Annotated in this window: 24 protein-coding genes; 19 read left to right on the forward strand and 5 right to left on the reverse strand. The window is 69.6% G+C overall.

Features of this window, described 5'->3' with window-relative positions; translation table 11 throughout:
* Window positions 1–86 precede the first annotated feature (86 nt).
* From BR07_RS0108435 to BR07_RS0108445, 3 genes are read left to right on the forward strand one after another with little or no spacing between them, the layout of a single operon-like run.
* Window positions 87–1769, forward strand: a complete 1683-nt coding sequence (locus BR07_RS0108435) for an alkaline phosphatase D family protein (RefSeq protein ID WP_027505066.1) — start codon at window positions 87–89, stop codon at window positions 1767–1769.
* A 35-nt stretch (window positions 1770–1804) separates the two neighbouring features.
* Window positions 1805–3037, forward strand: coding sequence for a uroporphyrinogen-III C-methyltransferase (gene cobA / locus BR07_RS0108440; protein WP_027505067.1), 1233 nt, complete (start codon window positions 1805–1807; stop codon window positions 3035–3037).
* An 8-nt stretch (window positions 3038–3045) separates the two neighbouring features.
* Entirely contained in the window at window positions 3046–4503 is a 1458-nt protein-coding gene (locus BR07_RS0108445) for an MFS transporter (protein WP_027505068.1), read from the forward strand.
* Here BR07_RS0108445 and BR07_RS0108450 read toward each other — a convergent pair.
* Both BR07_RS0108450 and yaaA read right to left on the reverse strand, forming a co-directional pair.
* Entirely contained in the window at window positions 4494–5720 is a 1227-nt protein-coding gene (locus BR07_RS0108450; protein ID WP_027505069.1) for a DUF2786 domain-containing protein, read from the reverse strand. The two genes, BR07_RS0108445 and BR07_RS0108450, sit on opposite strands and share 10 nt — an antisense overlap.
* Window positions 5717–6460, reverse strand: a complete 744-nt coding sequence (gene yaaA / locus BR07_RS0108455; protein ID WP_027505070.1) for a peroxide stress protein YaaA — start codon at window positions 6458–6460, stop codon at window positions 5717–5719. Before yaaA ends, BR07_RS0108450 begins: the two co-directional genes overlap by 4 nt.
* Before the next feature lie 44 nt (window positions 6461–6504).
* Here yaaA and BR07_RS0108460 point away from each other — a divergent pair, with 44 nt between their 5' ends.
* Together BR07_RS0108460 and BR07_RS23865 are read left to right on the forward strand one after the other, a co-directional pair.
* Complete coding sequence (locus tag BR07_RS0108460; protein ID WP_027505071.1) at window positions 6505–8259, forward strand: proline--tRNA ligase; 1755 nt, start codon at window positions 6505–6507, stop codon at window positions 8257–8259.
* Window positions 8256–8762, forward strand: coding sequence for a hypothetical protein (locus BR07_RS23865; protein ID WP_051613191.1), 507 nt, complete (start codon window positions 8256–8258; stop codon window positions 8760–8762). The genes BR07_RS0108460 and BR07_RS23865 overlap by 4 nt, the downstream gene beginning before the upstream one ends.
* 25 nt (window positions 8763–8787) lie before the next feature.
* Here the strand turns inward: BR07_RS23865 and BR07_RS0108470 are convergent, their stop codons facing one another.
* Complete coding sequence (locus BR07_RS0108470) at window positions 8788–9234, reverse strand: ferritin-like domain-containing protein (RefSeq protein ID WP_027505072.1); 447 nt, start codon at window positions 9232–9234, stop codon at window positions 8788–8790.
* Window positions 9231–9770, reverse strand: a complete 540-nt coding sequence (locus tag BR07_RS0108475) for a hypothetical protein (RefSeq protein ID WP_231476265.1) — start codon at window positions 9768–9770, stop codon at window positions 9231–9233. Before BR07_RS0108475 ends, BR07_RS0108470 begins: the two co-directional genes overlap by 4 nt.
* 162 nt (window positions 9771–9932) lie before the next feature.
* Here BR07_RS0108475 and rimP point away from each other — a divergent pair, with 162 nt between their 5' ends.
* The 11 genes from rimP (at window position 9933) to truB (ending at window position 20785) form a co-directional block, all read left to right on the forward strand.
* Window positions 9933–10547, forward strand: a complete 615-nt coding sequence (gene rimP / locus BR07_RS0108480; protein WP_027505074.1) for a ribosome maturation factor RimP — start codon at window positions 9933–9935, stop codon at window positions 10545–10547.
* A gap of 4 nt (window positions 10548–10551) precedes the next feature.
* Window positions 10552–11556: a transcription termination factor NusA gene (nusA, locus tag BR07_RS0108485; protein WP_027505075.1), complete on the forward strand. Its 1005-nt coding sequence runs from the start codon at window positions 10552–10554 to the stop codon at window positions 11554–11556.
* 158 nt (window positions 11557–11714) lie between these two features.
* Window positions 11715–11918: a YlxR family protein gene (locus BR07_RS0108490; RefSeq protein WP_373425284.1), complete on the forward strand. Its 204-nt coding sequence runs from the start codon at window positions 11715–11717 to the stop codon at window positions 11916–11918.
* Between the two features lie 186 nt (window positions 11919–12104).
* On the forward strand, window positions 12105–14969 hold the full coding sequence (gene infB, locus BR07_RS0108495) for a translation initiation factor IF-2 (RefSeq protein ID WP_027505077.1): 2865 nt from the start codon (window positions 12105–12107) through the stop codon (window positions 14967–14969).
* Between the two features lie 94 nt (window positions 14970–15063).
* Window positions 15064–15354, forward strand: a complete 291-nt coding sequence (locus BR07_RS0108500) for a DUF503 domain-containing protein (RefSeq protein ID WP_027505078.1) — start codon at window positions 15064–15066, stop codon at window positions 15352–15354.
* A 19-nt stretch (window positions 15355–15373) separates the two neighbouring features.
* Window positions 15374–15823 (forward strand): 30S ribosome-binding factor RbfA, encoded by a 450-nt coding sequence (gene rbfA, locus BR07_RS0108505; RefSeq protein ID WP_027505079.1) that lies wholly within the window; start codon window positions 15374–15376, stop codon window positions 15821–15823.
* Window positions 15824–15854: 31 nt separating this feature from the next.
* Window positions 15855–16796 (forward strand): DHH family phosphoesterase, encoded by a 942-nt coding sequence (locus tag BR07_RS0108510; RefSeq protein WP_051613254.1) that lies wholly within the window; start codon window positions 15855–15857, stop codon window positions 16794–16796.
* The gene (locus BR07_RS23870) at window positions 16793–18163 is read left to right on the forward strand and encodes an MATE family efflux transporter (protein ID WP_037185307.1); all 1371 of its coding nucleotides are present in this window, start codon (window positions 16793–16795) and stop codon (window positions 18161–18163) included. The genes BR07_RS0108510 and BR07_RS23870 overlap by 4 nt, the downstream gene beginning before the upstream one ends.
* Before the next feature lie 2 nt (window positions 18164–18165).
* Entirely contained in the window at window positions 18166–19125 is a 960-nt protein-coding gene (locus BR07_RS0108520; protein ID WP_027505081.1) for a metallophosphoesterase family protein, read from the forward strand.
* A gap of 20 nt (window positions 19126–19145) precedes the next feature.
* Window positions 19146–19820 (forward strand): 4'-phosphopantetheinyl transferase family protein, encoded by a 675-nt coding sequence (locus BR07_RS0108525; RefSeq protein WP_027505082.1) that lies wholly within the window; start codon window positions 19146–19148, stop codon window positions 19818–19820.
* Between the two features lie 47 nt (window positions 19821–19867).
* On the forward strand, window positions 19868–20785 hold the full coding sequence (gene truB / locus BR07_RS0108530; protein ID WP_027505083.1) for a tRNA pseudouridine(55) synthase TruB: 918 nt from the start codon (window positions 19868–19870) through the stop codon (window positions 20783–20785).
* 21 nt (window positions 20786–20806) lie between these two features.
* Here the strand turns inward: truB and BR07_RS0108535 are convergent, their stop codons facing one another.
* Window positions 20807–21475, reverse strand: coding sequence for a metal-dependent transcriptional regulator (locus BR07_RS0108535; protein ID WP_027505084.1), 669 nt, complete (start codon window positions 21473–21475; stop codon window positions 20807–20809).
* A gap of 66 nt (window positions 21476–21541) precedes the next feature.
* Here BR07_RS0108535 and BR07_RS0108540 point away from each other — a divergent pair, with 66 nt between their 5' ends.
* The 3 genes from BR07_RS0108540 (at window position 21542) to BR07_RS0108550 (ending at window position 25564) form a co-directional block, all read left to right on the forward strand.
* The gene (locus BR07_RS0108540; RefSeq protein ID WP_027505085.1) at window positions 21542–22510 is read left to right on the forward strand and encodes a bifunctional riboflavin kinase/FAD synthetase; all 969 of its coding nucleotides are present in this window, start codon (window positions 21542–21544) and stop codon (window positions 22508–22510) included.
* 140 nt (window positions 22511–22650) lie between these two features.
* Entirely contained in the window at window positions 22651–22920 is a 270-nt protein-coding gene (gene rpsO / locus BR07_RS0108545) for a 30S ribosomal protein S15 (RefSeq protein WP_027505086.1), read from the forward strand.
* A gap of 361 nt (window positions 22921–23281) precedes the next feature.
* Complete coding sequence (locus BR07_RS0108550) at window positions 23282–25564, forward strand: polyribonucleotide nucleotidyltransferase (RefSeq protein WP_027505087.1); 2283 nt, start codon at window positions 23282–23284, stop codon at window positions 25562–25564.
* Window positions 25565–25617 lie beyond the last annotated feature (53 nt).

Genomic DNA, 25617 nt, shown 5'->3' on the forward strand with positions numbered 1-25617 from the left:
TTTCCCGGACATGTCGTCGGGAGACTTTTCCGACAGGTTGCCGGTGAACGGCGCGGAAATCGGGCATTGGTGGCAATCTGGATCGAATGACCGACATCGACCAGAGACTGATCCTGGGGCCGTTCGTCCGCTACGTCAGTACCGATCGCGCGACCTTCTGGGTGGAGACGTCGCACTCCTGCACCGTCACGGTCACCACGTCCTCGGGCGCCTCGGTGGACGAGCGCACGTGGGGTCTCCACGGGCACCACTACGCCCTCGTCGCCGTCGAGGATCTGCCGCAGAACTCCCTCGTCGACTACACCGTCGCGATCGACGGCGAGCAGGTGTGGCCCACTCCCGACCGCCGGGCCGTCGTGCACACGATGTGCGACGACGAGCCCGTCACCGTCGCTTTCGGATCCTGTCGGCGGGGTGACACCTACAGCGACGAGGCGCTGACGCGCATCGGTGCCGACGCGCTGGTCGGGCTCGCCGACCGCGTCGCGAGCGAGGAGCCCGACACCTGGCCGGATCTCCTGGTCTTCCTCGGCGATCAGGTCTACGCGGACGATCCGTCGCCCGAGATCGTCGAGCGCCTGCACGCCCGGCGCGAGGCCGGCGAACGTGCTGCCGGCGCCCGCTCGGAGGAGGTCGAGGACGAGATCTGCGACTTCGAGGAGTACACCTGGCTCTACCAGGAGTCGTGGGGCGACGACCGCGTCCGCCAACTGATGGCCACGGTCCCGACGTGCATGATCCTCGACGACCACGATCTGCGGGACGACTGGAACTCCTCCGCGGACTGGCGCGCGGAGGTGACACAGGCGTCCTGGTGGGAGGACCGCGTGATCGGCGCCTTCTCCTCGTACTGGGTCTACCAACACCTGGGCAACCTGTCCCCGCGCGAACTCGAGGACGACGCGATGTACGCGGCCGTGCGATCCGCCGCGAGCGACTCCGAGCGTGAGACGCTGCTCGCCGAGTTCGCCCTGAAGGCGGACGCGGAACCGTCCTCGGCGCGCTGGAGCTATCACCGCGACATCGGCAACACGCGTCTGGTGATGATCGACAGCCGGTGTTCGCGTGACCTGTCGCCCGAGCGCAGGGCCATGGTCGACGACGTCGAGTGGGCATGGGTGCGCGAGCACACGCTGAAGTCGGGCAAGGAGCACGTGCTCCTGGGTTCCTCGCTGCCCTTCCTCATGCTTCCGGGGCTGCACGCGGTGGAGCAGTGGAACGAGGCGGTGGCGCAGGGCGCGTGGGGGAAGCGGTTCGGTCGGATCGGGGAGAAGCTGCGTATCGCGCTCGATCTCGAGCACTGGGCCGCGTTCGGAAAGTCGTTCGGCGACATGGTGGATCTGGTCGACGAGGTGGTCGTGGGACCGGACGCGCCGAAGTCGGTCGTGTGGTTGTCGGGTGATGTGCACTGCTCCTACGTCGCGAAGGCGGAGACCCGCGTGTCGACGTCGACGTCTCTGTACCAGCTGACGATGTCGCCGTTCCGCAATCCACTGAACCTGCCGATCCGGGCGGTCAACCGCCTGGCGATCCGTCGCCCGGTGGCGAGGATGCTCGCGCGCCTGGCGCGCGGAGCCAAGGCGGAACCCGTGCACGCGGAGTGGAGCACGGAGGCGGGTCCCTGGTTCGACAACGGGGTGATGTCGTTGACCACGGACTCGCAGGCGCTGCGTCTCGAGGTGAACCACGCCGCGGTGGTGAACGGGCGTCAGACGCTCAGCACCACGGCTCGCTACGACCTCACGCCGTCCGGGGTGCGGCAGCGCTGATCGTGCCCGTGCCACGGCAGGTAGGGTCTTCCGACGTGGACGCGACCGATTCTCCCTACCTCGCAGGGCTCGATCTGGCCGGTCGTCGCGTGGTCGTCGTCGGTGGGGGCAGTGTCGCGCAGCGGCGGCTCCCGCTGCTGGTGTCGTGCGGCGCGAAGGTCGTCGTCATCACCCGCGAGGCCACCCCGGCCGTCGAGGGCATGGCGAGCTTCGGTCAGATCGAGCTGGAGTTGCGCGACTATCGCGACGGCGATCTGCGCGAGGCCTGGTACGCCATCGCCTGCACCGACGAGGCCGAGACCAACGCGGCCATCGTCGCGGAAGCGGCGCGCTCCCGGATCTTCTGCGTGCGCGCGGACGTGGCGAGAGACGGCACGGCGGTCACGCCTGCCAGCGCGGAGTACGACGGTCTGACCGTCGGCGTGCTCGCCAGCGGAGAGCATCGCCGGTCCGCCGCCGTGCGCAACGCCGTGCTGGACGGGCTGCAGTCCGGGGCCATCGCGGACGCTCCGGAGAAGTCGATCGCGGGGGTCGCACTCGTGGGCGGTGGACCGGGGGACCCGGACCTCATCACCGTGCGGGGGCGCCGCCTGCTGGCGCGTGCCGACGTGGTGGTGGCCGACCGTCTCGCGCCGCCCGAGCTGCTGGCCGAACTGGGACCGCACGTCGAGGTGATCGACGCGTCGAAGATCCCGTACGGCCGGTTCATGGCACAGGAGGCCATCAACGACGCGTTGATCACGCATGCCCGCGCCGGCCGGTTCGTGGTCCGACTCAAGGGCGGCGATCCCTACGTCTTCGGCCGCGGATACGAGGAACTCGAGGCGTGCACCGCAGCGGGCATTCCCGTCACCGTCGTTCCCGGCATCACCAGCGCCATCTCGGTGCCGTCCGCCGCCGGTATCCCGGTCACCCATCGTGGCGTCACGCACGAGTTCGTCGTCGTCAGCGGTCATCTGCGCCCGGATCACCCGGACTCGCTGATCGACTGGCCGTCCCTGGGCCGGTTGCGCGGCACCATCGTGCTGCTCATGGCGGTCGAGCGCATCGGAGCCTTCGCGGACGTGCTCGTCGAGAACGGGCGCGCCGCGGACACGCCGGTCGTGGTGGTCCAGGAGGGCACGACGCGGTCGCAGCGGGTGGTGCGGGCGGATCTGACCACCGTCGCCGAGCGGGTGCGTGCGGAGAACGTGCGCCCCCCGGCCATCATCGTCATCGGACCGGTGGCGGGATTCGACGCCGCGGCCGTGATCGGCGCAGCCTCGTGACCCGGCCGATGACCTATCCCGTGACCGAGCGGGCCTTCGGACTCGCGATCATCGCGCTCAGCGGCATGCAGTTGATGGCCGTGCTCGACGGCACCGTGGTGAACCTCGCGCTCGCTCCGCTGCAGGCCGAACTCGGCCTCAGCGATGCCGGTCGCAACTGGGTGGTCTCGTCGTACGTACTGGCCTTCGGCGGGCTCATGCTCCTCGGCGGGCGCATGGGCGACGCCTTCGGACGCAAGCGCATGTTCCTCGTCGGAGTCGCGCTGTTCACGGTGGCGTCCGCGGCCTGCGGACTCGCGCAGAACGAGGCGATGCTGGTGCTGGCCCGCGTGATCCAGGGCGCCGGCGCCGCCGTCGCGTCGCCCACGGCGTTCGCACTGGTGGCCACCACGTTCGCGCCGGGGCCCGTCCGCAATCAGGCCATCGCCATCTACGCGGCCATGACCGGTGTCGGCTCCTTCTCAGGTCTCATCATCGGCGGGGCGCTCACCGAGGTCTCGTGGCGGTGGATCTTCCTCATCAACGTGCCGATCGGTCTCGCGATCCTGGCCCTGGGATGGCGCGCGCTCACCGAGACGGCCGGCGAACGGGCACCCCTCGACGTGCCGGGGGCGATCCTCGCGACGCTCGGATCCACCGGTGTCGTGTTCGGCATCGTCGAGGGTCCGGAACGAGGCTGGACGGACGTCGTCACCCTCACCGCGATCGTCGTCGGTCTGTTCCTGCTGCTCGCGTTCCTCACCGTCGAGCGGCGCGCCAGGAACCCACTGCTGCCCTCCGAACTCTTCCGCGACCGGGACCGAGTCGCCACCTTCGTCGCCATCTTCTTCTCCGGCGGCGCCCTGTTCGCGATGACCGTGATCGTCGCGGTGTTCGTCCAGGACGTGTTGGACTACAGCCCGCTGCGCGCCGGCATCTCGTTCATCCCGTTCGGTGGCGGCATGGCGCTCGCCGCCGTCGCGTCGTCGTGGCTGGCGCCGCGGGTCGCACCGCGCTGGATCATCGCGACCGGCGCGGTCCTCACCGTCGGGTACCTGATCTTCGCGTCGACCATCACGGTGGAGTCGACGTACTGGAAGAACCTGTTCCTCCCCATCGGCGGCATCGGTTTCGGCGTCGGACTGGCGGTCATCGCCCTCCCGCTCTGCGCGATCGCCAACGTCGACCAGAAGAACATCGGGCCCCTCACCGCCATCTCGCTCGTCGCGCAGAACCTGGGTGGCCCACTCGGCCTCGCTGTGGTCAGCGCGATGGCGGCGTCGAAGACGCTCTCACTGGGCGGTCGGACGGGCTCGGCCGTCGACATGACCCGGCCGGAGATCGTCGCGTTGGGAGAGGGCTACACGTTCGCTCTTCTCGGCTGCGCCGTTCTCGCTGCGGTCGCCGCCGTCTCGGCGTTGTTCATCCGCTACAGCGCGGCCGACGTCGCCCAGGCCAAGGCAGCCCAGGACGCGGTTCACCGCTGACGGTCGGCGGGCAGGTCCGCCTCGTTCGCCGCCGCCCGCCCGGACTCCCATCCCGCGAGGTCCAGCCGGGGTCCACGGACCGACCGGGTGGCCGGGAACAGTCGCTCGACCTCGGCCTCGACGGTCACCGTCTGCGTCGCCAGCATCGGCAGCAGATCGCCGGACCGTCGACTCGCCTCCTCGAGGGCCAGCGCGTCCGACTCGGCGAGGCGTTCACCCAGCCGCACGGCGTAGGCCCACAGGAACGCGGTGTCGAACCCGGATGCCGCCTTCTTCCGCCGAGCCGGTCGGGGAGCGCGAGCCAGAGCGCGCGCCGCCTGCACCGAGAGGGAGGTGAAGAGCATCTCGGTCTGCTCCACGTCGACGGGTGCACCCACCACCGTCGCGAGGGCGTGATCGGTGTCCCAGACCACCCGGGTGCGGTTGACCGTCGCCACCACGTGCAGCAACTGTGCACGCGCATCCGCGTGCGGATTGTCGACGTGCACACGCCTGCTCACGACGTCGGTCCGGCCCTCGGCGAGCACGAGGGTGTCGACAGAGTACTTCGTCATCAGTTCCTGCGCCTTCGCGGTGAACGCATCGGCCTCCTCCTCGAACTCGGTCGAGTCCGCCTTGGCGAGAAGCCCCCTGATGCGTCCGAGCATGCCGGACCCGACGACGGTGTCGGGCGGCAGCAGGCGTGCGGTCCGGGCCGACGGCCACTGCGACGGCAGCGCACCGATCCGGGTGAGTCGGGGCAGGCTCTGCCACCGCCCGAGCAGCGTGAGCACGGCGATCCACTGGTCACTGACGGCGATGTAGTCGGACGCACCGCCGAGGCGCAGACGCGCGGCGAGCAGACTCGGAGACGCGTCGACAGGCGACTCGACGTCCGGGCGCAGCGCCCGGATCGCCTCGACCTGGCGCACCCAGCTCTCGGGCGCGCGCGCGGTGGCGTCGGAGAGCTCGGCCTCGTGCAGGAGGGCCGCCGCGGCGAGTCCGGTGACCTCGGCGGTGCAGTGGCGGCGGACGACGTGCAGCAGGTCGAGCGGTTGCCACCCCTCCTCGTACAGCGCCGTGATCGTGGACAGGAGCGTGACGGACCCCTGAGCGAGGGGATCCGCGTCGGTGCAGGCGACCAACTGGTCCGCGACGTCGTCCACCACGCGTTGCGAGGCGGTGCGACCGACGGCGGCATCGGCGCCGCGCTGCAGCAGTTCCGGGACCGGGTTCATTCGGTCAGCACGATCACCTCGGTCGGCGATGCGACCTCGGCTCGGAGTCCTGCACGGACGGCGACCGCGGCGACGGCCCGTGCGCTCGTGGGTTCCGCGCGGGTGACGGTCAGCGCCCGCGCCAGCAGTCCCTTGTGATGCTTGTTGAAATGGCTGACGACGGTGCGGGATCCGTCCGGTTGCTCGGTGAGCACGGTGGCGGTGACCGCGCCGGGTATGGGGCCCAGGTCGCGGTAGATTCCCGAGCGCAGATCGACGACGAGACCGTCGGCCGCGGCGGTGACCGCCGCGGGCAGCACCGGCTTCCACAGGGCGCGGAGCGTGGGGAGCCCGGGCAGTGCGGACCCGCCCGAGAGCCGGTACGCCGGAACCGGATCGTCCGCTCGCACCGCACCGAAGAGGGCGGACCCGATCGCGAGGCGCTGCCGAGCCCTGGCCTTCTGCGCGCGGGTGAACGATGCCGCGTCCAACGCGTCGAACAACACTCCGGTGTAGCGCTCGAGAGCCGGTCTCGTCGCCGAGACCGTCAGGGCCGCATTGCGCTCGATCTCGTCGTCCTGCTTCGGCGAGAGTCCCAGGGCCGTGCGGGAGGCCGCGGGATCGTCGGCGAGGGACACGAGAGCGTTCACCAGCGTCGATCGGACGTCGGTGAGCTGCGGAAGCCACAGCCGGTCGAGATCGAGCGGATCACCGCGGCCGCCCGCGGACTTGGTTTCGGACGGTGGCAGAAGAACGAGCACGGCAGGAACGGTACCGACACACCCACGGACTAGGCTGTGCGCCTGTGATCACCCGTCTGTCCCACCTGTTCCTGCGCACGCTCCGCGACGATCCCGCCGATGCCGAGGTACCGAGCCACAAGCTCCTGGTGCGCGCCGGCTACGTCCGCCGCATCGCTCCCGGTGTGTACTCGTGGCTGCCGCTCGGGCTCCGGGTGCTGCGCCGCGTCGAGCAGGTGGTGCGCGAGGAGATGAACGCGATCGGTGGCCAGGAGATCTCGCTGCCGGCGCTGTTGCCGCGCGAACCGTACGAGGTGACCAACCGCTGGACCGAGTACGGCGACGGGCTGTTCCGGCTCAAGGATCGCAAGGGCGTCGACATGCTGCTCGGGCCGACGCACGAGGAGCTCTTCGCGCTGACGGTCAAGGGGGAGTACAGCTCCTACAAGGACCTGCCGGTCACGCTGTACCAGATCCAGACCAAGTACCGCGACGAGGAGCGTCCGCGGGCCGGCATCCTGCGCGGCCGTGAGTTCGTCATGAAGGACTCGTACTCGTTCGATCTCGACGAGGCGGGTCTGAAGACCTCTTACGAGGCCCACCGCGAGGCGTACCAGCGGATCTTCGAGCGCCTCGGTGTCAGCTACGTCATCGTCGCGGCCACGTCCGGTGCGATGGGCGGGAGCGCGTCCGAGGAGTTCCTCGCGGAATCGGTCGTCGGCGAGGACACCTACGTGCGGTGTGTCGAGTCCGGGTACGCCGCGAACGTCGAGGCCGTCACGACGCCGGCTCCGCCGTCGATCCCCCTCGAGGGCCTGCCGCAACCGACGGTGCACGAGACCGGCGACACCCCGACCATCGCGACGCTCGTCGACTGGGCGAACGGTGCCGATCTCGGCCGCACGGTCACCGCGGCGGAGACGCTCAAGAACGTGCTGCTGAAGACACGCATCCCCGGCGGTGAGTGGGAACTGCTCGCCATCGGCGTTCCCGGTGATCGTGACGTGGACGAGAAGCGCCTCGAGGCCTCCCTCGCCCCCGCCGAGTTCGTCATGCTGGGCGACGCGGACTTCGCCGCCAATCCGTTCCTCGTCAAGGGGTACATCGGACCGAAGGCCTTGCAGGACAACGGCGTGCGTTACCTCGTCGACCCTCGCGTCGTCGACGGTACGGCGTGGATCACCGGCGCGAACGAGAAGGGCAAGCACGTCGTCGATCTGGTCGCGGGCCGCGATTTCGTCGCGGACGGCACCATCGAGGCCGCCGAGGTGCGCGACGGTGATCCCTCTCCGGACGGCCGCGGCGCACTGGTGTCCGCTCGCGGCATCGAGATCGGCCACATCTTCCAGCTCGGTACCAAGTACACCGACGCCTTCGCGGTCGACGTCCTCGGCGAGAACGGCAAGCCCACCCGCCTGCTCCAGGGCTCGTACGGCGTCGGCGTGTCCCGCCTGGTGGCTGTCATCGCCGAGCAGATGCACGACGACAAGGGTCTGCGGTGGCCCGCGTCCGTCGCACCCGCCGACGTGCACATCGTCATCGCCAACAAGGACGTGGGCGCGCGCGAGGGTGCCGAGGCGCTCGCCGTCGAACTCGACGCGCACGGACTCGAGGTCGTCCTGGACGACCGTCCCAAGGTGTCTCCCGGTGTGAAGTTCAAGGACTCCGAGCTGATCGGTGTGCCGCTCGTCGTCGTCCTCGGTCGCGGCTGGGCGGACGGAACCGTCGAGCTGAAGGATCGCTTCACCGGTGAGGCTCGCGACGTTCCGGCCGAGTCGGCGGGCCGGGAGGTCCTGCGCGCGGTCGGGCGACCCGTGTGAGCACCTCGTCGTCGAGCGAGTCTCTCCCCGCAGTCCTGACCCGGCTCGTCGACGCTCGCCGAGTCCTGCTGATCGCGCCGACACACGGACGCTCGGCCGCTCTCGCGGCCGACGCGGTCGGTGAGCGCGGATCCGTCGTGGTGCTCGCCGCGGACGAGAGCGTCGCGGCCGTCCGGGCCGACACGGAGGCGGCACGAGGCCGGGTGGAAATCGTCGCCGGCGATCCCGCCGGATCGTTGCCGCAGCTCCGCACGGACGACGACACGACCTTCGGTGTGGTGTCCGCCGACGTCTCGCGGGCCGGTGCGGCCGAGGCCGTGCAGTACCTCGAGTGGGCGCTGGTGCTCGGTCGACCCGGGACCGCCGTGGTGGTCACCGGTGATGCCGACGGGGCGACGTGGACGGCGGTGCAGGACATGGTCGACGGTCACCCACGGCTCGCCGCGGCGTCGTGGACCGCGGGCACTGCGGTGATCGTCGCCGCCGTGACCGATCAACCCTGAGTCGAGGTCCCGACCGGCGGAGGGGTCAGGTCGCCGGAGTGCCGGGAAAGGCCACCGTCGACGGGAAGATGCCGAGAATCGCCTTCCACGCCGAGGCGCGCCGAGCTGAGTCCGTGAGGGCGACGATGCCGATGTCGCGGGTGTGCCCGGACTGGGCCCGTTCGACGACCGACCGCCAGGCGACTGCGGCGTCGTCCTCGACCTGCGCCGCGAGCCGTGCCGCCGCCACCGCGTCGGTCACCGGGAACGGCACCGTGTACCCGGCCGCGGGCTCCGGTGCGGTGACGCTGGCCGCGGTCAGGGCGTCGATGGTGCCGTCGCGCCGCGCTCGGTGGTCGGCGGCGTACTGCGCGACCATCGGATCGCGGGTGGGGTTCGAGAACGCCGCGATGACGCCATAGGCGAAGACGGCGGCGAACTCCACGTTCAGTGCGTCCACGAGGGCCTGCTGCTCCGGGCCGAGATCACTCATCCGGCCACCGCCGCGGACGCCAGCGTGCACGCGGCACTGATCGACCCGAGCAGGCCCGCTCGGTAACCGGACAGCGCACGCGCGTCGTCGGCTGCGCTGCGGCCCGCGTCCGACAGCGCCGCGGACAAGTCGGTGAGTGCCGGAGCCGACACCGGCTCGGCAGTGCCGGTCGCCGCAGCGGCGGTCTCCGACACCGTGGGCGGGGGAGTGAGACGTGCGATCTCGGTGTCGAGCGCGTCGGCGTGGGCGGTCCGCTGATCGGCGATCACGGTGAGAGTGTCGACCGCCGCCGGGTTCTGCGCGATCGCCGCCGTCGCGGCGGCCGCGTCGCGGCGGGCCCGGGCGGCATGGGCCGCGAGCGGATCGGGTTGCGCCGCCTCGTCGTCCTGCGCACCGTCCGAGCACGCGACCGTCGAGGCGAGGATCGTCGTGCCCGCTACCGCTGCTCCCGCACCGCGCAACATCGTGCGCCGCGAGAGCGTCGGGAGACTGCGGCCGTGCAGGAAGACCGGTCGGTGCGGAACTGTCGGTGGCACCCGGTCATCGTGCCAGACACGGACACCGTCCCCGCGCCGGACACGAGCACTCTCGGCGCGACGACGCAGCGTGTCGGGAGACGCGCCCCGGTCGCGGTATCGTGGTCCCTTCCCAGTTCGCCGGTGGCGAGCTGTACAACTTCAGCGAGGAGTGGTCGAGCGATGCCGGTTCCATCCAGGGAGAGGGTCGTCGCACTCCTCTCCGCACACGTGGCGGGCCCGGGGTTCACCGACGGCGATCTCGATCTCGAGGACGTCACCGTGTCGAAGGCCGGTGCTCACAGCGTCGTCAAGGTGATCGTCGACCGGGATTCCGGATTCGAGCTCGACGCGCTCGCTCGGCTGAGCCACGAGATCTCCGACATCCTGGACGCGGCAACCGAATTCGGGGATACCGCGTACAACCTCGAGGTGACCACGCCCGGTGTCGACCGACCCCTGACCGAGCCTCGCCACTGGCGTCGTGCTCGCGGCCGGATGGTCACCGTCGTGCTCGGGGACGAGACGATCGACGCCCGCGTCGGGGAGCTCAGGACCTCGGAGGGCGGTACGACCGAACTGGATCTCGTTCTCCGCTCGCGCACCGGTCCGACGCTGCGCACCGTGCCGCTCGACGCGGTCACGTCGGCCACCGTGCAGGTGGAGTTCAAGAAGCCCAATCCTGCGGAGCTCGAGATGGCGGGCGGCGTCACGCCCGGACGCTTCGATCCGCTGAACCCGCCGGAGGAGCCCGTCTCCGGTGACGAAGACGACGACACAGACGACGAAAGCCGATAACGACGTGAACATCGACATGACTGCCCTCCGCGCGATCGAGGCGGAGAAGGGCATCACCATCGACGCGGTGATCGAGACGCTGCAGAGTGCGCTGCTCACCGCGTACAAGCACACGGCCGGTCACCGGTCCGACGCCTACATCGACGTGAATCGCAAGAGTGGCGAGGTCCGCGTCATGGCACGCGAGACCGACGAGAACGGGAACTTCGTCTCCGAGTGGGACGACACCCCCGAGGGGTTCGGTCGCATCGCCGCGACCACCGCGCGTCAGGTCATCCTGCAGCGACTCCGGGACGCCGAGAACGAGAAGTCGTTCGGTGAGTACTCGACGCACGAGGGCGAGATCGTCGGCGGTGTCATCCAGGCCGACGCACGGCTGAACGCACGCGGCACGGTCGTGGTGCGGATCGGTAGCGACTCCGAGGGCGTGGACGCGACCATCCCGCCGGCGGAGCAGGTGCCCGGTGAGACGTACGAGCACGGCGACCGCATCAAGTGCTATGTCGTGGGTGTCACCCGCGGCAATCGCGGCCCGCAGGTCACCCTGTCCCGGACGCACCCCAACCTGGTCCGCAAGGTGTTCGCGCTCGAGGTGCCGGAGATCGCGGACGAGTCCGTGGAGATCGTGTCGGTGGCCCGCGAGGCGGGACACCGGTCGAAGATCGCCGTGCGGACGTCGGTGTCCGGCCTGAACGCCAAGGGCGCGTGCATCGGTCCTATGGGCCAGCGTGTCCGCAACGTCATGAGCGAGCTGGCCGGCGAGAAGATCGACATCATCGACTACGACGACGATCCCGCCGTGTTCGTCGGGAATGCGTTGTCACCGTCGAAGGTTGTCTCTGTCACGGTCGTCGACGCGGCTGCCCGCGCCGCGCGTGTGGTGGTGCCCGACTACCAGTTGTCGCTCGCGATCGGCAAGGAAGGTCAGAACGCGCGGCTCGCCGCGCGCCTGACCGGGTGGCGTATCGACATCCGGAGCGACGCCGCGCCGACCGAGGACGATCACTGAGTCGGCGCGCGCGAGCGGGCGACGTTCCGAACCGGACCGAATCCGCGTTAGACTGTGACACGGCTCGACACGCGTTGTCCGACGACACCGCGTCCGCACCAGCTGGACCGGTGCGTACGTGCGTAGGATGCAGACAGCGCGAGTCGCCTTCCGCCTTGGTGCGGATCGTCGCCGGCGTCTCCGACACCGGCACGGTCGGTGCCGTGGTCGATCATCGCCGCAGACTGCCCGGCCGGGGTGCATGGTTGCATCCCGACGCGACTTGTCTGCAGCAGGCGGAGCGACGTCGAGCTTTCGGGCGTGCCTTGCGCGTGACCGGTCCGCTGGACCTGTCCGCGCTTGCCCGAGAGTTCGCACCGTGACGGTGTGGACCACACCCGATCGACCGGCCGAACGGTCGCGGCACCTCGCCGCGCCACGAGGAGAACAGGTACACGAATTCATGAGCACACCGTGAAGCACCGACGATGAACATCGTTTCGAGATAACCCGAGGTCGTGCGGGCGCCTGCCATAGGAGCCGCGCTCGACCTCTCAGTGAGGAGAGCAGTGGCAGGCAAGGCCCGCGTGCACGAGTTGGCTAAAGAACTCGGTGTCACCAGCAAGGATCTACTCGCTCGGCTGAAAGAGCAGGGCGAGTTCGTGAAGTCGGCGTCGTCGACCGTGGAAGCACCGGTCGCGCGACGTCTCCGTGAGTCGTACCCGTCCGCGTCCGGCGACGCGGCACCGTCGACCGGCGCCCGTCCGTCCGGAAACGGCGCAGGCCCGAAGCCGGGCGGCCCCCGCCCCGGTCCGAAGCCGGCTCCGGCGGCCCCCGAGGCACCGGCCGCAGCAGCACCCGAGGCGCCCGCCGCGCAGGCTCCGGCCCCGTCGGCTCCCGCCGCCCCGGCACCCGCTGCCCCGGCTCCGACACCCGCGGCACCTGCCGCTCCCGCGGCACCGGCTGCTCCGGCGGCACCCGCCCCCGAGGCACCGGCAGCGTCGGCGCCCACAGCGCCCGCTGCTCCCGGCCCCAAGCCGGGACCGAAGGCACCGCGCGTCGGCAACAATCCCTACTCGTCCGCACCCGTCGAGCGCCCCGCGCCGCGTCCCGCTCCGGGACAGGCCGGTCCTCGACCCGGCGCCCCGCGTCCGGCTCCGGGCCAGGGTGGACCTCGTCCGGCCGGCGGCGCACCCGCTCAGGGTGGAGCAGGTCGTCCCCCCGCAGGTCAGGGTGGACCTCGCCCCGGCGGACCCCGTCCCAATCCCGGCTCCATGCCTCCCCGCCCGAACCCGGGTGCCATGCCGAGCCGCTCGGCTCGTCCGGCTCCCGCAGCCGGCGGTCGTCCGGGTCGTCCCGGCGGCGCACCGGGCGGTCGTCCCGGCGGTGCCGGTGGCGGCGGCGGTTACCGCGGTGGCGGCGGCGGTGCACCCGGCGCTCCCGGTGCCGGCGCACCTGCCGGTGGCGGCTTCCGTGGTCGTCCCGGTGGCGGTGGCCGTCCCGGCCAGCGCGGTGCCGCGGCAGGCGCGTTCGGTCGTCCCGGCGGCGCAGTCCGTCGTGGCCGCAAGTCGAAGCGGGCGAAGCGCGCCGAGTACGAATCCATGCAGGCTCCCGCAGTCGGTGGCGTGCGGTTGCCCCGTGGCAACGGTGAGACGATCCGTCTCGCTCGCGGCGCATCGCTGTCCGACTTCGCGGACAAGATCGACGCGAACCCGGCTGCACTCGTGCAGGCGCTGTTCAACCTCGGCGAGATGGTGACGGCGACTCAGTCGGTCAACGACGAGACGCTCGAACTGCTCGGCGGCGAGATGAACTACGTCGTCCAGGTCGTGAGCCCGGAGGACGAGGACCGCGAACTGCTGAACTCGTTCGACCTCACCTACGGCGAGGACGAGGGCGGCGAGGACGAGCTCGAGCAGCGTCCCCCCGTGGTCACCGTCATGGGTCACGTCGACCACGGCAAGACGCGACTGCTGGATTCGATCCGTAACGCCACCGTGCGTGAGGGCGAGGCCGGTGGCATCACGCAGCACATCGGTGCCTACCAGGTCCTCACCGAGCTCGAGGGCAACGAGCGTCTGGTCACCTTCATCGACACCCCCGGTCACGAGGCCTTCACGGCCATGCGTGCCCGTGGTGCCAAGGCCACCGACCTCGCGATCCTCGTGGTCGCGGCCGACGACGGCGTCATGCCGCAGACGGTGGAGGCGATCAACCACGCCCAGGCAGCAGACGTGCCGATCGTGGTCGCGGTCAACAAGATCGACAAGGAAGGCGCGAACCCGGACAAGATCCGGCAGCAGCTGACCGAGTACGGCCTCATCGCCGAGGAGTACGGCGGCGACACGATGTTCGTCGACATCTCGGCCAAGCAGGGCACCAACATCGATGCCCTTCTCGAGGCAGTGCTGTTGACGGCCGACGCGGCGCTCGATCTGCGCGCCAACCCGGACATGGACGCACAGGGTGTCGCCATCGAGGCACATCTCGACCGTGGTCGCGGACCGGTGGCCACCGTGCTCATCGCTCGCGGAACCCTGCGTGTCGGTGACTCGATCGTCGCCGGCGATGCCTACGGCCGCGTCCGTCGCATGGTCGACGAGCACGGCGAGGACGTCATCGAGGCGCTCCCGTCGCGTCCCGTCCAGGTCATCGGCTTCACGTCGGTGCCGGGTGCCGGTGACAACCTGCTCGTCGTCGACGAGGACCGGATCGCCCGTCAGATCGCGGACCGCCGCAACGCTCGCAAGCGCAACGCGCTGGCAGCGAAGTCGCGCAAGCGGATCAGCCTCGACGATCTCGATGCCGCACTGAAGGAGACGTCGCAGCTCAACCTGATCCTGAAGGGCGACAACTCCGGCACCGTGGAGGCCTTGGAGGAGGCGCTCGTCGGTATCGCGATCGACGACGAGGTCGAACTGCGCGTCATCGACCGCGGCGTGGGTGGTGTCACCGAGACCAACGTCAACCTGGCGTCGGCGTCCAACGCGATCATCATCGGCTTCAACGTCCGTGCCGAGGGCAAGGCGACGGAGCTGGCGAACCGCGAGGGCGTGGACATCCGGTACTACTCGGTGATCTACCAGGCGATCGACGAGATCGAGAAGGCGCTCAAGGGTCTGCTCAAGCCGGTCTACGAAGAGGTCACGCTGGGCCAGGCCGAGATCCGCGCGCTGTTCCGTTCCTCGAAGGTCGGAAACATCGCCGGTTGCCTCGTCACCTCGGGTCTGGTGCGCCGCAACGCGAAGGCTCGACTGCTGCGTGACAACAACGTGGTCGCCGAGCTCGTCACCATCTCGTCGCTCCGGCGCGAGAAGGAGGACGCCACCGAGGTCCGCGAGGGCTACGAGTGTGGTCTGACGGTGACGTACTCCGACATCAAGGTCGGAGACGTCGTGGAGGCGTACGAGCTTCGGGAGAAGCCGCGCGACTGATCGACGAGAACGTACGGGTGTGGCCCGCGGCATGTCCGCGGGCCACACCCGTTCGTCGAAGACGGTGTCCGACCCTGCTATCGATGAGGTGCTCGTGTTTCTCGGTGCTCTCGAACTCGACATCCTGCTCGGCGACGTACATTCGCTGAAGGAGAAACGTTCGGTGATCAAGCCCGTCGTCGCTGCCCTGCAGCGCTTCGGTGTGTCGGCCGCCGAGACCGGGGAACAGGAGCGTTACCGTCGTTCGATGGTGGGTGTCGCCATCGCCACCGGGGACGTCGCCCACCTGCACGAGGTACTCGACTCGTGCGAGCGACACGTGGCCGAGAGGCCGGAACTACAACTACTCGCAGTTCGGCGCCGAGTGTTCGGGCCAGAGGACTGATGGACGAAGGAGACGCATCGTGGTGGACCAAGCCCGCGCTCGTAAACTGGCCAAGCGCATCGGTGCGATCGTCGCGACGGCCATCGATCACGAGATCAAGGATCCGCGGCTGTCGTTCGTGACGGTCACCGACACCAAGGTGACCCCGGACCTGCACGACGCCACCGTCTATTACACCGTGCGCGGCGAGACGCTCGACGCCGAGCCCGATTTCCAGGCTGCCGCTCTGGGTCTGGAGAAGGCCAAGGGCGCTCTGCGCACCAAGGTCGGTGCCGGTACCGGCGTGCGCTTCACCCCGACGCTGACCTTCCGTGCGGACACGGTGCCCGACACCGCGCGCCACATGGAGGAACTGCTCGAGCGTGCCCGCCAGATCGACGACAAGGTGGCTCAGGCCGCTGCGGGGGCGCAGCCCGCCGGTGATCCGGATCCGTACAAGGTGCCTCGAAGCGACACCGACGAGCTCTGAGACCCCGGTGACCGACACGCTGCGCGCAGACATGCAGAAAGCCGTCCGTCTTCTCGAGGACGCCCGGACGGTGACTCTGCTGTGCCACGTGCAACCCGACGCCGACACCATCGGCAGTGCGCTCGCCCTGGCCGTCGCGCTCTCGCGACGCGGCGCGCGGCCGACCGTGTCGTTCGCGGCGCCCGCCTCGTTGCCCGAGTCGATGATCGGTCTGCCGGGAGCGGAGTTCCTGGTGCCGCCCGCCGAGGTCCCGACGGACGCGGACCTGGTGGTCACCGTGGACGCCGGCAGTCGAGGCAGGCTCGGGTCACTGGGTGACCGGTTGGACGGCGCCGTGTCCCTGGTCGTCGACCATCACCGGTCCAACACCTTCTACGGCACGCATCACGTGATCGATGCGAGTGCGGAGTCCACCACCGCGGTGGTCGCCGTGCTGTTCGACGAGTGGGGCGTCGAGATCGACCGGGACCTCGCGCACTGCCTGTTCGCCGGCCTCGTGACCGACACCGGATCGTTCCGCTGGGTCCGGCCGGGCTCCCACCTGCTGGCCGAGCGACTTCTCGCGACCGGGATCGACGGCGCCGCCATCTCGCGTCGCCTGCTCGACACCCACCCCTTCGCCTGGCTGCCGATGCTGGGCGCCGTCCTGGGCTCGGCGCGCCTGGTGCCGGACGCGGCCGGCTCGCGTGGGCTCGTCTACGCGATCGTGCGGCTCGAGGACTCTCGCGGACTGCGTCCCGAGGAGATCGAGAGCGTCGTGGACATCGTGCGCACCACCGCGGAGGCCGAGGTGGCCGCCGTGTTCAAGCAGAACGAGGCGGGCTGGGCTGTGTCGTTGCGCGCGAAGAGCAGTGTCGACGTCTCCGTCGTGGCGTCCGCGCTGGGTGGGGGCGGCCACAAGTTCTCCGCCGGCTACACCGCGACGGGCCCGATCGAGGACGACGTCGACGCCCTGGTCGCCGCGCTCGGGTGACCGATCGCTCCGCCGTGGACGGGCGGGTGTCCGCTCGCACCCTGTTCGGCCTCGCGTTCCCCGCACTCGGCGTCCTGGTGGCCGAGCCGCTGTACCTGCTCTTCGACTCCGCGGTGGTGGGTCGACTCGGTGCGCTCCCACTCGCGGGTCTGGCCGTCGGTGGCCTCGTTCTCGCCCAGGTGAGTACGCAGCTGACGTTCCTCTCCTACGGGACGACCGCGCGCGCGGCCCGGCTGCACGGTGCGGGCCGGGACGACGACGCCCGCAACGAGGGCGTCCAGGCCACGTGGCTCGCAGTGGTGCTGGGCCTCCTGCTGATCCTGGTTGTCCAGCTCTTCGCGAACCCGATCCTGTCGGTGCTGGGCGGCGGGGGAGACATCACCGCCGAGGCCACCACGTGGCTCCGAGTCGGCGTGCTCGGCACCCCGTTGATCCTCGTCACGCTCGCCGGGAACGGGTGGATGCGCGGCGTGCAGGACACCGTGCGGCCGTTGCGGTACGTGGTGGCGGGGCTCGCACTGTCGGCCGTGCTGTGCCCCGTCCTCGTGCACGGTCTGATCGGCGTTCCGGCCCTCGGCCTCGTCGGATCCGCCGTGGCCAACGTCATCGGCCAGGCCGTCGCAGCGACGCTGTTCGTCTCCGCCCTGATGCGCGGGCCGCGGACCCGCTCGCTCCGGCCGGATCTCGCGATCATCCGCCGCCAGCTCGTCCTCGGCCGGGACCTCGTGCTCCGCTCGTTCGCCTTCCAGGCCTGCTTCCTGTCCGCGGTGACCGTGGCGTCCCGCTTCGGTGCCGGTGCGGTCGGGGCCCATCAGGTGGTTCTGCAGTTGTGGAATCTCGTCGCGTTGATGCTGGACTCGTTGGCCATCGCCGCACAGTCCCTGGTCGGCGCCGCGTTGGGGGCGGGCCGTGGCCGCGCCGCGTCGATGCTCGCCTCGCGGGTGACCGCGTGGTCCGTCGGTTTCGCCGTGGTGCTCGCCGGACTGTTCGCCGCCACCCACACGGTGATCCCGCCGCTCTTCACGTCCGACTCGTCGACCCTGACGAGCATCGACGGCATCTGGTGGTTGTTCGTCGCGCTGATCCCCGTCGCCGGCGTCGTGTTCGCCCTCGACGGTGTGCTGCTCGGGGCCGGGGATGCCGCCTTCCTGCGGAACGCAACTCTCGCGAGCGCCGTCGTCGGATTCCTGCCGCTGATCTGGCTCGCGGCGATCCTCGACTGGGGGTTGCCGGGAATCTGGGTGGGCCTGATGGTGTTCGTCAGCCTGAGAGCGGTCTCCGTGGTCTGGCGGACCGCGTCGGGCGCCTGGATCAGAACGGGGACCGATACCGTCGGGAGCCGAACATCAACCGCAGAAGGGTCGTGAGTGTGCCAGCCAAGTTGTGGGCCGTCAGCGACATCCACGTCGGTCACAAGGGCAACCGGCCCGTCACCGAGGCCATCGAACCGGAGAGCCCCGAGGACTGGCTGATCGTCGCCGGAGACGTGTCGGAGAAGACGGACGACATTCGCTGGGCGCTCGCCGAGCTGAAGTCGAAGTTCGACACCGTGATCTGGGTGCCGGGAAACCACGAGCTGTGGACCACGGTCAAGGACCCGGTACAGATGCACGGTGAGGCGCGCTACGACTACCTGGTCACGATGTGCCGGGAACTGGGTGTGCTGACGCCCGAGGACCCGTTCCCCGTGTGGGAGGGGGAGGTCGGGCAGGCCGGAGGCCGGTCGGGATATGTGGGCCCCGTCACGCTGGTGCCGATGTTCGTGTTGTACGACTACTCTTTCCTGCCTGCGGGCACCACGAACAAGCTCGACGGTCTGGCGCTGGCGCGCAGCCGCAACGTGGTGGCCACCGACGAGTTCCTCATCACCCCGACGCCCTACGCGTCCCTCGACGCGTGGTGCGCGGCGCGGCTGGCGATCACCGAGAAGCGGTTGGCCGAGGTGGACACCTCGATCCCGACGGTGCTGATCAACCACTGGCCGCTGGTGCGGCAGCCCACCGAGGTGCTGTTCTATCCCGAGTTCGCCCTCTGGTGCGGAACCACGGCGACCAAGGACTGGCACACCCGCTACAACGCCCTGTGTGCGGTCTACGGCCACCTCCACATCCCACGGACGACGTACTACGACGGCGTGCGGTTCGAGGAGGTGTCGGTGGGCTACCCGCGCGAGTGGAAACGCCGCGGACTCCCGGATCAGGTGCTGCGACAGATCCTTCCGGTCCCCGAGTACCCGCCGGGATCGTTGAACAAGTTCGGCGGCCACTTCACGGTCACGCCGGAGATGGAAGCGGAAGTGGAGAAGATGCGAGCGGAGAAGCGACTGTGACGACGGCACGAGAGACCTCCCTGCTCGGCGGGCTGCTCGCGCGCGGCGTCGTCGCCGAGGAGCTGTTCGAGGATCCGCCCGGTCTCACCCCGCACCCCCGCGAGGCGCATCTCGTGGAGAAGGCCGTCGACAAGCGCAAGCGCGAGTTCACCTCGGCGCGGCACTGCGCCCGACTCGCGATGGGCCGGCTCGGACTCGAGCCCGGTCCGATCCTGCGCGGCGAGATGGGATCGCCGGTGTGGCCGGGCGGCGTCGTCGGCTCGCTCACGCACTGCGACGGCTATCGCGCCGCCGCCGTGGGCTACGCGTTGCAGGTCCGCTCGGTGGGCATCGACGCGGAACCGCACGAACCGCTGCCGGACGGCGTGCTGAAAGCCGTGAGCATCGAGGCCGAGCGTGAGGTCCTGGCCACCCGCACCGACGACGAGGTGCAGTGGGACAAATTGCTGTTCTGCGCGAAGGAGGCGACGTACAAGGCCTGGTACCCGCTGACCGGGCGGTGGCTCGGATTCGAGGACGCGCACATCACCTTCGAGCGCGATGCCGACTCGGCGGGACGCTCGACCGTCACCGGTACCTTCCGCTCCCGGCTGCTGGTCCCCGGCGACACCACCAGCGGCGCACCGCTCACCTCCCTCGACGGACGCTGGGCCGTCTCCGACGGCCTCGTCGTCACTGCGATCACGGTCTTCTGACGGCCGGCCTCCGGCCTTCCCGCGATCTTCTGACAGACTTCTCCCTCGTGCCAGCTCACCCCAAACCCCCCACAGGACTCGACGGCGCCGGACTTCTGGTGGTGGACAAGAGTGGCGGAGTCACCAGCCACGACGTCGTCTCCGCCTGTCGCAAGGCCTTGAAGACGCGCCGCATCGGGCACGCCGGCACTCTCGATCCCATGGCGACGGGGGTGCTGGTGCTCGGTGTCGAGCGAGCGACCAAGATGCTGGGTCTGCTGTCGCTGACCACCAAGGAGTACACCGCGACCGTCCGCCTCGGAGCCGCCACCACCACCGACGACGCCGAGGGCGAGACGGTGTCGACGGCGGACACGAGTGCGGTGACGGACTCCGGGATCGACGAGGCCGTCGCCGCGCTGACCGGGAAGATCAGTCAGGTCCCGTCGAGTGTCAGCGCCATCAAGGTGGACGGCAAGCGCGCCCACGCTCTCGTTCGGGAGGGCGAGGACGTCGTGCTCGAACCGCGCACGGTCACCGTCTCCCGCTTCGACGTCCTGGAGCGTCGTCGGGGGAGCGACGTGATCGATCTGGACGTCCACGTCGAGTGCACGTCCGGGACCTACGTGCGGGCGCTCGCCCGAGACCTGGGTGCGTCCCTGGGCGTCGGCGGCCACCTGACCGCGTTGCGGCGCACCCGGGTCGGACCGTTCACGTTGGAGCACGCCCGCACTCTCGACGAGGTGCGGGACGACCCGCACGTGAGCCTCGACATCGACGCTGCCGCTCGCACGGCGTTCCCGCACCGGACGGTCACGTCGGACGAGGCCGAATCGTTGAGCCAGGGACGCTGGCTCGACCCGATCGGGATGCCCGGCATCTACGCGGCACTGGACGAGAACGGCCACACCATCGCCCTGGTGCAGGAACGCGGCAAGCGGGCCGGCACCGTGATGGTCGTGCGGCCGGCCACGCTGCGCCCCTGAGTTCGTCGGGGCGGTCCGGCGTCAGTCCGTGGTCATCCAGATCGCCTCGGCGGCAACATGACCCAGGTCGAGTACCGTGTCGGCCACCTGCACGGCCACGGTCCCGGCGAAGTCGCGGCGCTCGACCATCGTGATCGACAGGTCGAGGGTGATGCCGATGGAATCGAAGTACCGCAACATGTCCGGATCCGAGTCGGAGATGCGGGTGACGTGGCCCTTCTGGCCCGCGACGAAATCGCTGAGCGGTACCGCCGGCGGTGCGGGAATGGTGCCGTCGATGGTGGGGATGGGATCTCCGTGCGGGTCGCGTGACGGCCGACCGAGCTTGGCGTCGATGCGCTCGACGAGCAGGTCCGACACCGCGTGTTCGAGCACCTCGGCCTCGTCGTGCACCTCGTCCCAGCCGTAGCCCATCTCCTCGACCAGCCAGGTCTCGATGAGCCGATGCCTGCGGACCATGCCGATGGCGGCGCGCCGCCCGGCCTCGGTGAGCGTGATGGACCCGTAGCGGGCGTGGTCGACGAGGCCCTGATCGGCGAGTTTGCGTACCGCCTCGGAAACCGTGGACGGCGAGACGCACATCCGGGAGGCGAGCATCTTGGTGCTCACCGGCTCGTCGGAGTACTCGCTCGCGGTCCAGATGACCTTGAGGTAGTCCTGCGCGACGGTGGAGAGGGCAGGGGCTGGCACGCCGACAGCTTAGCCGTCGGTGCGCCGGACGTGACCGGTCGATCGTCGGCCCGTAGGCTCCTGGTCGTGGAGAGATGGCGAGGTCTCGACGATGTCCCGGCCGACTGGGGCAGATGTGTTCTGACGATCGGCGTGTTCGACGGCGTACACCGCGGCCACGCCCAATTGATCGACCGCGCCGTGACATCGGCGGCGGCACGCGGAGTGCCGAGTGTGCTCATGACCTTCGATCCGCATCCGATGGAAGTGGTGCGTCCAGGCAGTCACCCGGCCCAGCTGACCACCCTCACCCGGCGTGCCGAACTGGCCGAGGAACTGGGCATCGACGTCTTCTGCGTCATGCCTTTCACGCCGGAGTTCATGAAGCTCACCCCCGATCGCTACATCCACGACATCCTCGTCGAGCGGCTGCACGCCGCCGAGGTCGTGGTGGGGGAGAACTTCACGTTCGGCAAGAAGGCCGCCGGCAACGTCGATCTGCTCCGGTCCGCCGGTACGCGGTTCGGGTTCGCGGTCGACGGTGTCACTCTGCTGGCCGAGGAGTCGGTCACGTTCTCCTCCACCTACATTCGCGCCTGCGTCGACGCCGGTGACGTCGCGGCCGTCGCCGACGCGCTCGGTCGACCCCACCGAGTCGAGGGCGTGGTGGTGCACGGTGACGGCCGTGGCCGCACCATCGGCTACCCCACGGCCAACGTCAAGCCGCCCATGCACGCCGCCATCCCGGCGGACGGGGTGTACGCGTCGTGGTTCACGGTGCTCGGACCCGGACCGATCATGGGTACCGTGACTCCCGGAAAGCGTTGTCGCGCAGCGGTGTCGGTGGGGACCAATCCCACGTTCTCGGGGCGCACCCGCACGGTGGAGGCGTTCGTCCTGGACGGCGACGCCGATCTCTACGGGCAGCACGTCGCGGTGGACTTCGTCGAGCGTCTGCGCGGCATGGAGGCCTTCGCCTCGGTGGACGAGCTGATCGCGCAGATGGATCTCGACGTCGACCGTGCCCGCGACATCCTCGCCGCCCTGGACGCCTGAATGAAGAGGTGTCGTTCGGACCTCGGCCACTGAGGTAGGATGGTCGACTGTTGTTCGCTGCGGTCCGCGGCGGCTGCAACACCGCGCCCTCGGGTGCGGCACCATCCACGCGCGGACGGCACTGCATCAGGAGTTTCACTGTGGCTTTGACCACCGAACAGAAGAAGCAGATCCTCGGCGAGTACGGCGTCCACGAGACGGACACCGGATCGCCGGAAGCCCAGGTGGCGATGCTCACCAAGCGCATCCAGGATCTCACCGAGCATCTCAAGGTGCACAAGCACGATCACCACTCACGTCGCGGCCTGCTGCTGCTCGTGGGTCGTCGTCGTCGTCTGCTCAAGTACGTGCAGAAGGTCGACGTCGCGCGGTACCGCTCGCTCATCGAGCGTCTGGGACTGCGTCGATAATTTCCGTCATGGTTCACACGATCGCGCCGGCGAGGCAGCCCACGGCTGTTCCTCGTCGGCCGTTCGTCGTGGACCGGTAGTGTCACAGCAGTACTCCCTCTCCGGGAGTGCACAGCACCACAGGTAGGCCGCCGACTCGGCGGTGAGCACCATCAGCCGTTCGTCCCCGACACACGTCGCGGTGTCGGTCTTCGGTAGTGGTCTCTCGGTTTCCGGACGCGCGGAGCGCGACCCGGCCCGGGGGACTTCGATCGTGGGCCGCCTCCGCTCGCACGTCGACTCGGGGACGCCGCACCGGACCACCGGGTTCGAGTGCGCGCCCGGGTGGGCACGGCGAAGACGAGAGGACGAGAAGACTTCCATGTCAGAGACCACCACGAACACCGCAGCGGCCACCGAGGTCGACGAGGGCGTGTTCGAGACCACCGCCGTCATCGACAACGGGTCGTACGGCACCCGCACCATCCGCTTCGAGACCGGCCGGCTGGCCAAGCAGGCCGCCGGCGCCGTCGTCGCATACCTGGACGACGAGACCATGCTGCTCTCGGCCACCAGCGCCTCGAAGCACCCCAAGGACCACTTCGACTTCTTCCCGCTGACGGTGGACGTCGAGGAGCGGATGTACGCCGCCGGCCGCATCCCCGGATCGTTCTTCCGTCGTGAGGGACGCCCCAGCACCGACGCCATCCTGACCTGTCGCCTGATCGACCGGCCGCTGCGTCCGACGTTCGTCGACGGACTGCGCAACGAGATCCAGGTCGTCATCACCGTGATGAGCCTCGATCCGAAGGACCTGTACGACGTCGTGGCCATCAACGCCGCGTCGGCGTCCACCCAGCTCGCGGGCCTGCCGTTCTCCGGCCCCATCGGCGGCGTCCGTGTCGCCCTGATCGACAAGCAGTGGGTAGCGTTCCCCACCAACGAGCAGCTCGAGAAGGCCGTGTTCAACATGGTCGTCGCCGGCCGCGTCGTCTCGGGCACCGGTGCGGACGCCGACGTCGCGATCATGATGGTCGAGGCCGAGGCGACCGAGAAGGTCATCGCCCTCGTCGAGGACGGCGCGCAGGCGCCCACCGAGGCCATCGTGGCCGAGGGCCTCGAAGCAGCGAAGCCGTTCATCGCATCGCTGTGCGAGGCGCAGAAGCAGCTCGCCACGGCGGCCGCCAAGCCCACCGGCGACTTCCCGCTCTTCCCCGCGTACCAGTCCGACGTGTTCGAGGCTGTCGAGGGTGCGGCTCAGATCCCGCTCAACGAGGCACTCACCATCGCCGGCAAGACCGAGCGCGAGAGCAAGCTCGACGAGGTCAAGAATCAGATCCTCACCAGCGTGGGCGACCGGTTCGAGGGCCGCGAGAAGGAGATCGGCGCAGCGTTCCGCTCGCTGACCAAGAAGCTCGTGCGTCAGCGCATCCTGCGGGACCAGTTCCGCATCGACGGCCGCGGCATCACGGACATCCGTGAGCTCTCCGCCGAGGTCGCCGTCATCCCGCGCGCCCACGGCAGCGCGTTGTTCGAGCGTGGCGAGACCCAGATCCTGGGCGTCACCACCCTCGACATGGTCAAGATGGCCCAGCAGATCGACTCGCTCGGACCCGAGACCAGCAAGCGCTACATGCACCACTACAACTTCCCGCCGTACTCCACCGGCGAGACCGGACGCGTCGGATCGCCGAAGCGTCGCGAGATCGGCCACGGAGCCCTCGCGGAGCGCGCGCTGCTCCCCGTGCTCCCCAGCCAGGAGGAGTTCCCCTACGCCATCCGTCAGGTCTCGGAGGCGCTCAGCTCCAACGGATCCACGTCGATGGGCTCGGTCTGTGCGTCGACGCTGGGCATGCTCAACGCCGGTGTGCCGCTGAAGGCACCGGTCGCCGGCATCGCCATGGGTCTGGTCTCCGACCAGGTCGACGGTGAGACCCGCTACGTCGCCCTCACCGACATTCTCGGTGCGGAGGACGCGTTCGGCGACATGGACTTCAAGGTCGCCGGCACCCGCGAGTTCGTCACCGCCCTGCAGCTGGACACGAAGCTCGACGGCATCCCGTCGCAGGTTCTGGCCGGTGCGCTGTCGCAGGCCAAGGACGCGCGCGTCACGATCCTCGACGTCATGGCCGAGGCCATCGACGCGCCGGACGAGATGAGCCCGTACGCACCGCGTGTCACCGCGATCAAGGTCCCCGTGGACAAGATCGGCGAGGTCATCGGGCCCAAGGGCAAGATGATCAACTCGATCACCGAGCAGACCGGCGCCAACATCTCGATCGAGGATGACGGCACCGTCTACGTCGGTGCTGCGGACGGCCCGTCCGCACAGGCTGCGATCGACATGATCAACGCCATCGCGAACCCGCAGCTGCCCAAGGTCGGCGAGCGGTTCCTCGGAACCGTCGTCAAGACCACGGCATTCGGCGCGTTCGTCTCGCTGCTCCCCGGTCGTGACGGCCTGGTGCACATCTCCAAGCTGGGCAGCGGCAAGCGCATCAACAAGGTCGAGGACGTCGTCAGCGTCGGATCGAAGCTCCGCGTGGAGATCGCCGACATCGACAACCGCGGCAAGATCAGCCTCGTCCCGGTCGAGGACGACGCGGCAGCCGCCGCGCCGGCCGACGATCAGGTCGCCACCTCCGACGAGGTCAGCGCTGAGTAAGAAGTACACGAACGCGGCGGCGCGGTCTGCGGAGCTCTCGGGCTCCCGGCCGC

It is taken from the genome of Rhodococcus sp. UNC23MFCrub1.1, from assembly GCF_000686025.1.
GTDB lineage: Bacteria > Actinomycetota > Actinomycetes > Mycobacteriales > Mycobacteriaceae > Rhodococcoides.

Bases quoted from the DNA above. Each gene is read 5' to 3' on its own strand.
- BR07_RS0108435 (WP_027505066.1), top strand. From the start codon at position 87: ATGACCGACATCGACCAGAGACTGATCCTGGGGCCGTTCGTCCGCTAC.
- BR07_RS0108445 (WP_027505068.1), top strand. From the start codon at position 3,046: ATGACCTATCCCGTGACCGAGCGGGCCTTCGGACTCGCGATCATCGCG.
- BR07_RS0108450 (WP_027505069.1), bottom strand. From the start codon at position 5,720: ATGAACCCGGTCCCGGAACTGCTGCAGCGCGGCGCCGATGCCGCCGTC.
- BR07_RS0108470 (WP_027505072.1), bottom strand. From the start codon at position 9,234: ATGAGTGATCTCGGCCCGGAGCAGCAGGCCCTCGTGGACGCACTGAAC.
- rimP (WP_027505074.1), top strand. From the start codon at position 9,933: ATGCCGGTTCCATCCAGGGAGAGGGTCGTCGCACTCCTCTCCGCACAC.
- BR07_RS0108510 (WP_051613254.1), top strand. From the start codon at position 15,855: ATGCAGAAAGCCGTCCGTCTTCTCGAGGACGCCCGGACGGTGACTCTG.
- BR07_RS0108550 (WP_027505087.1), top strand. From the start codon at position 23,282: ATGTCAGAGACCACCACGAACACCGCAGCGGCCACCGAGGTCGACGAG.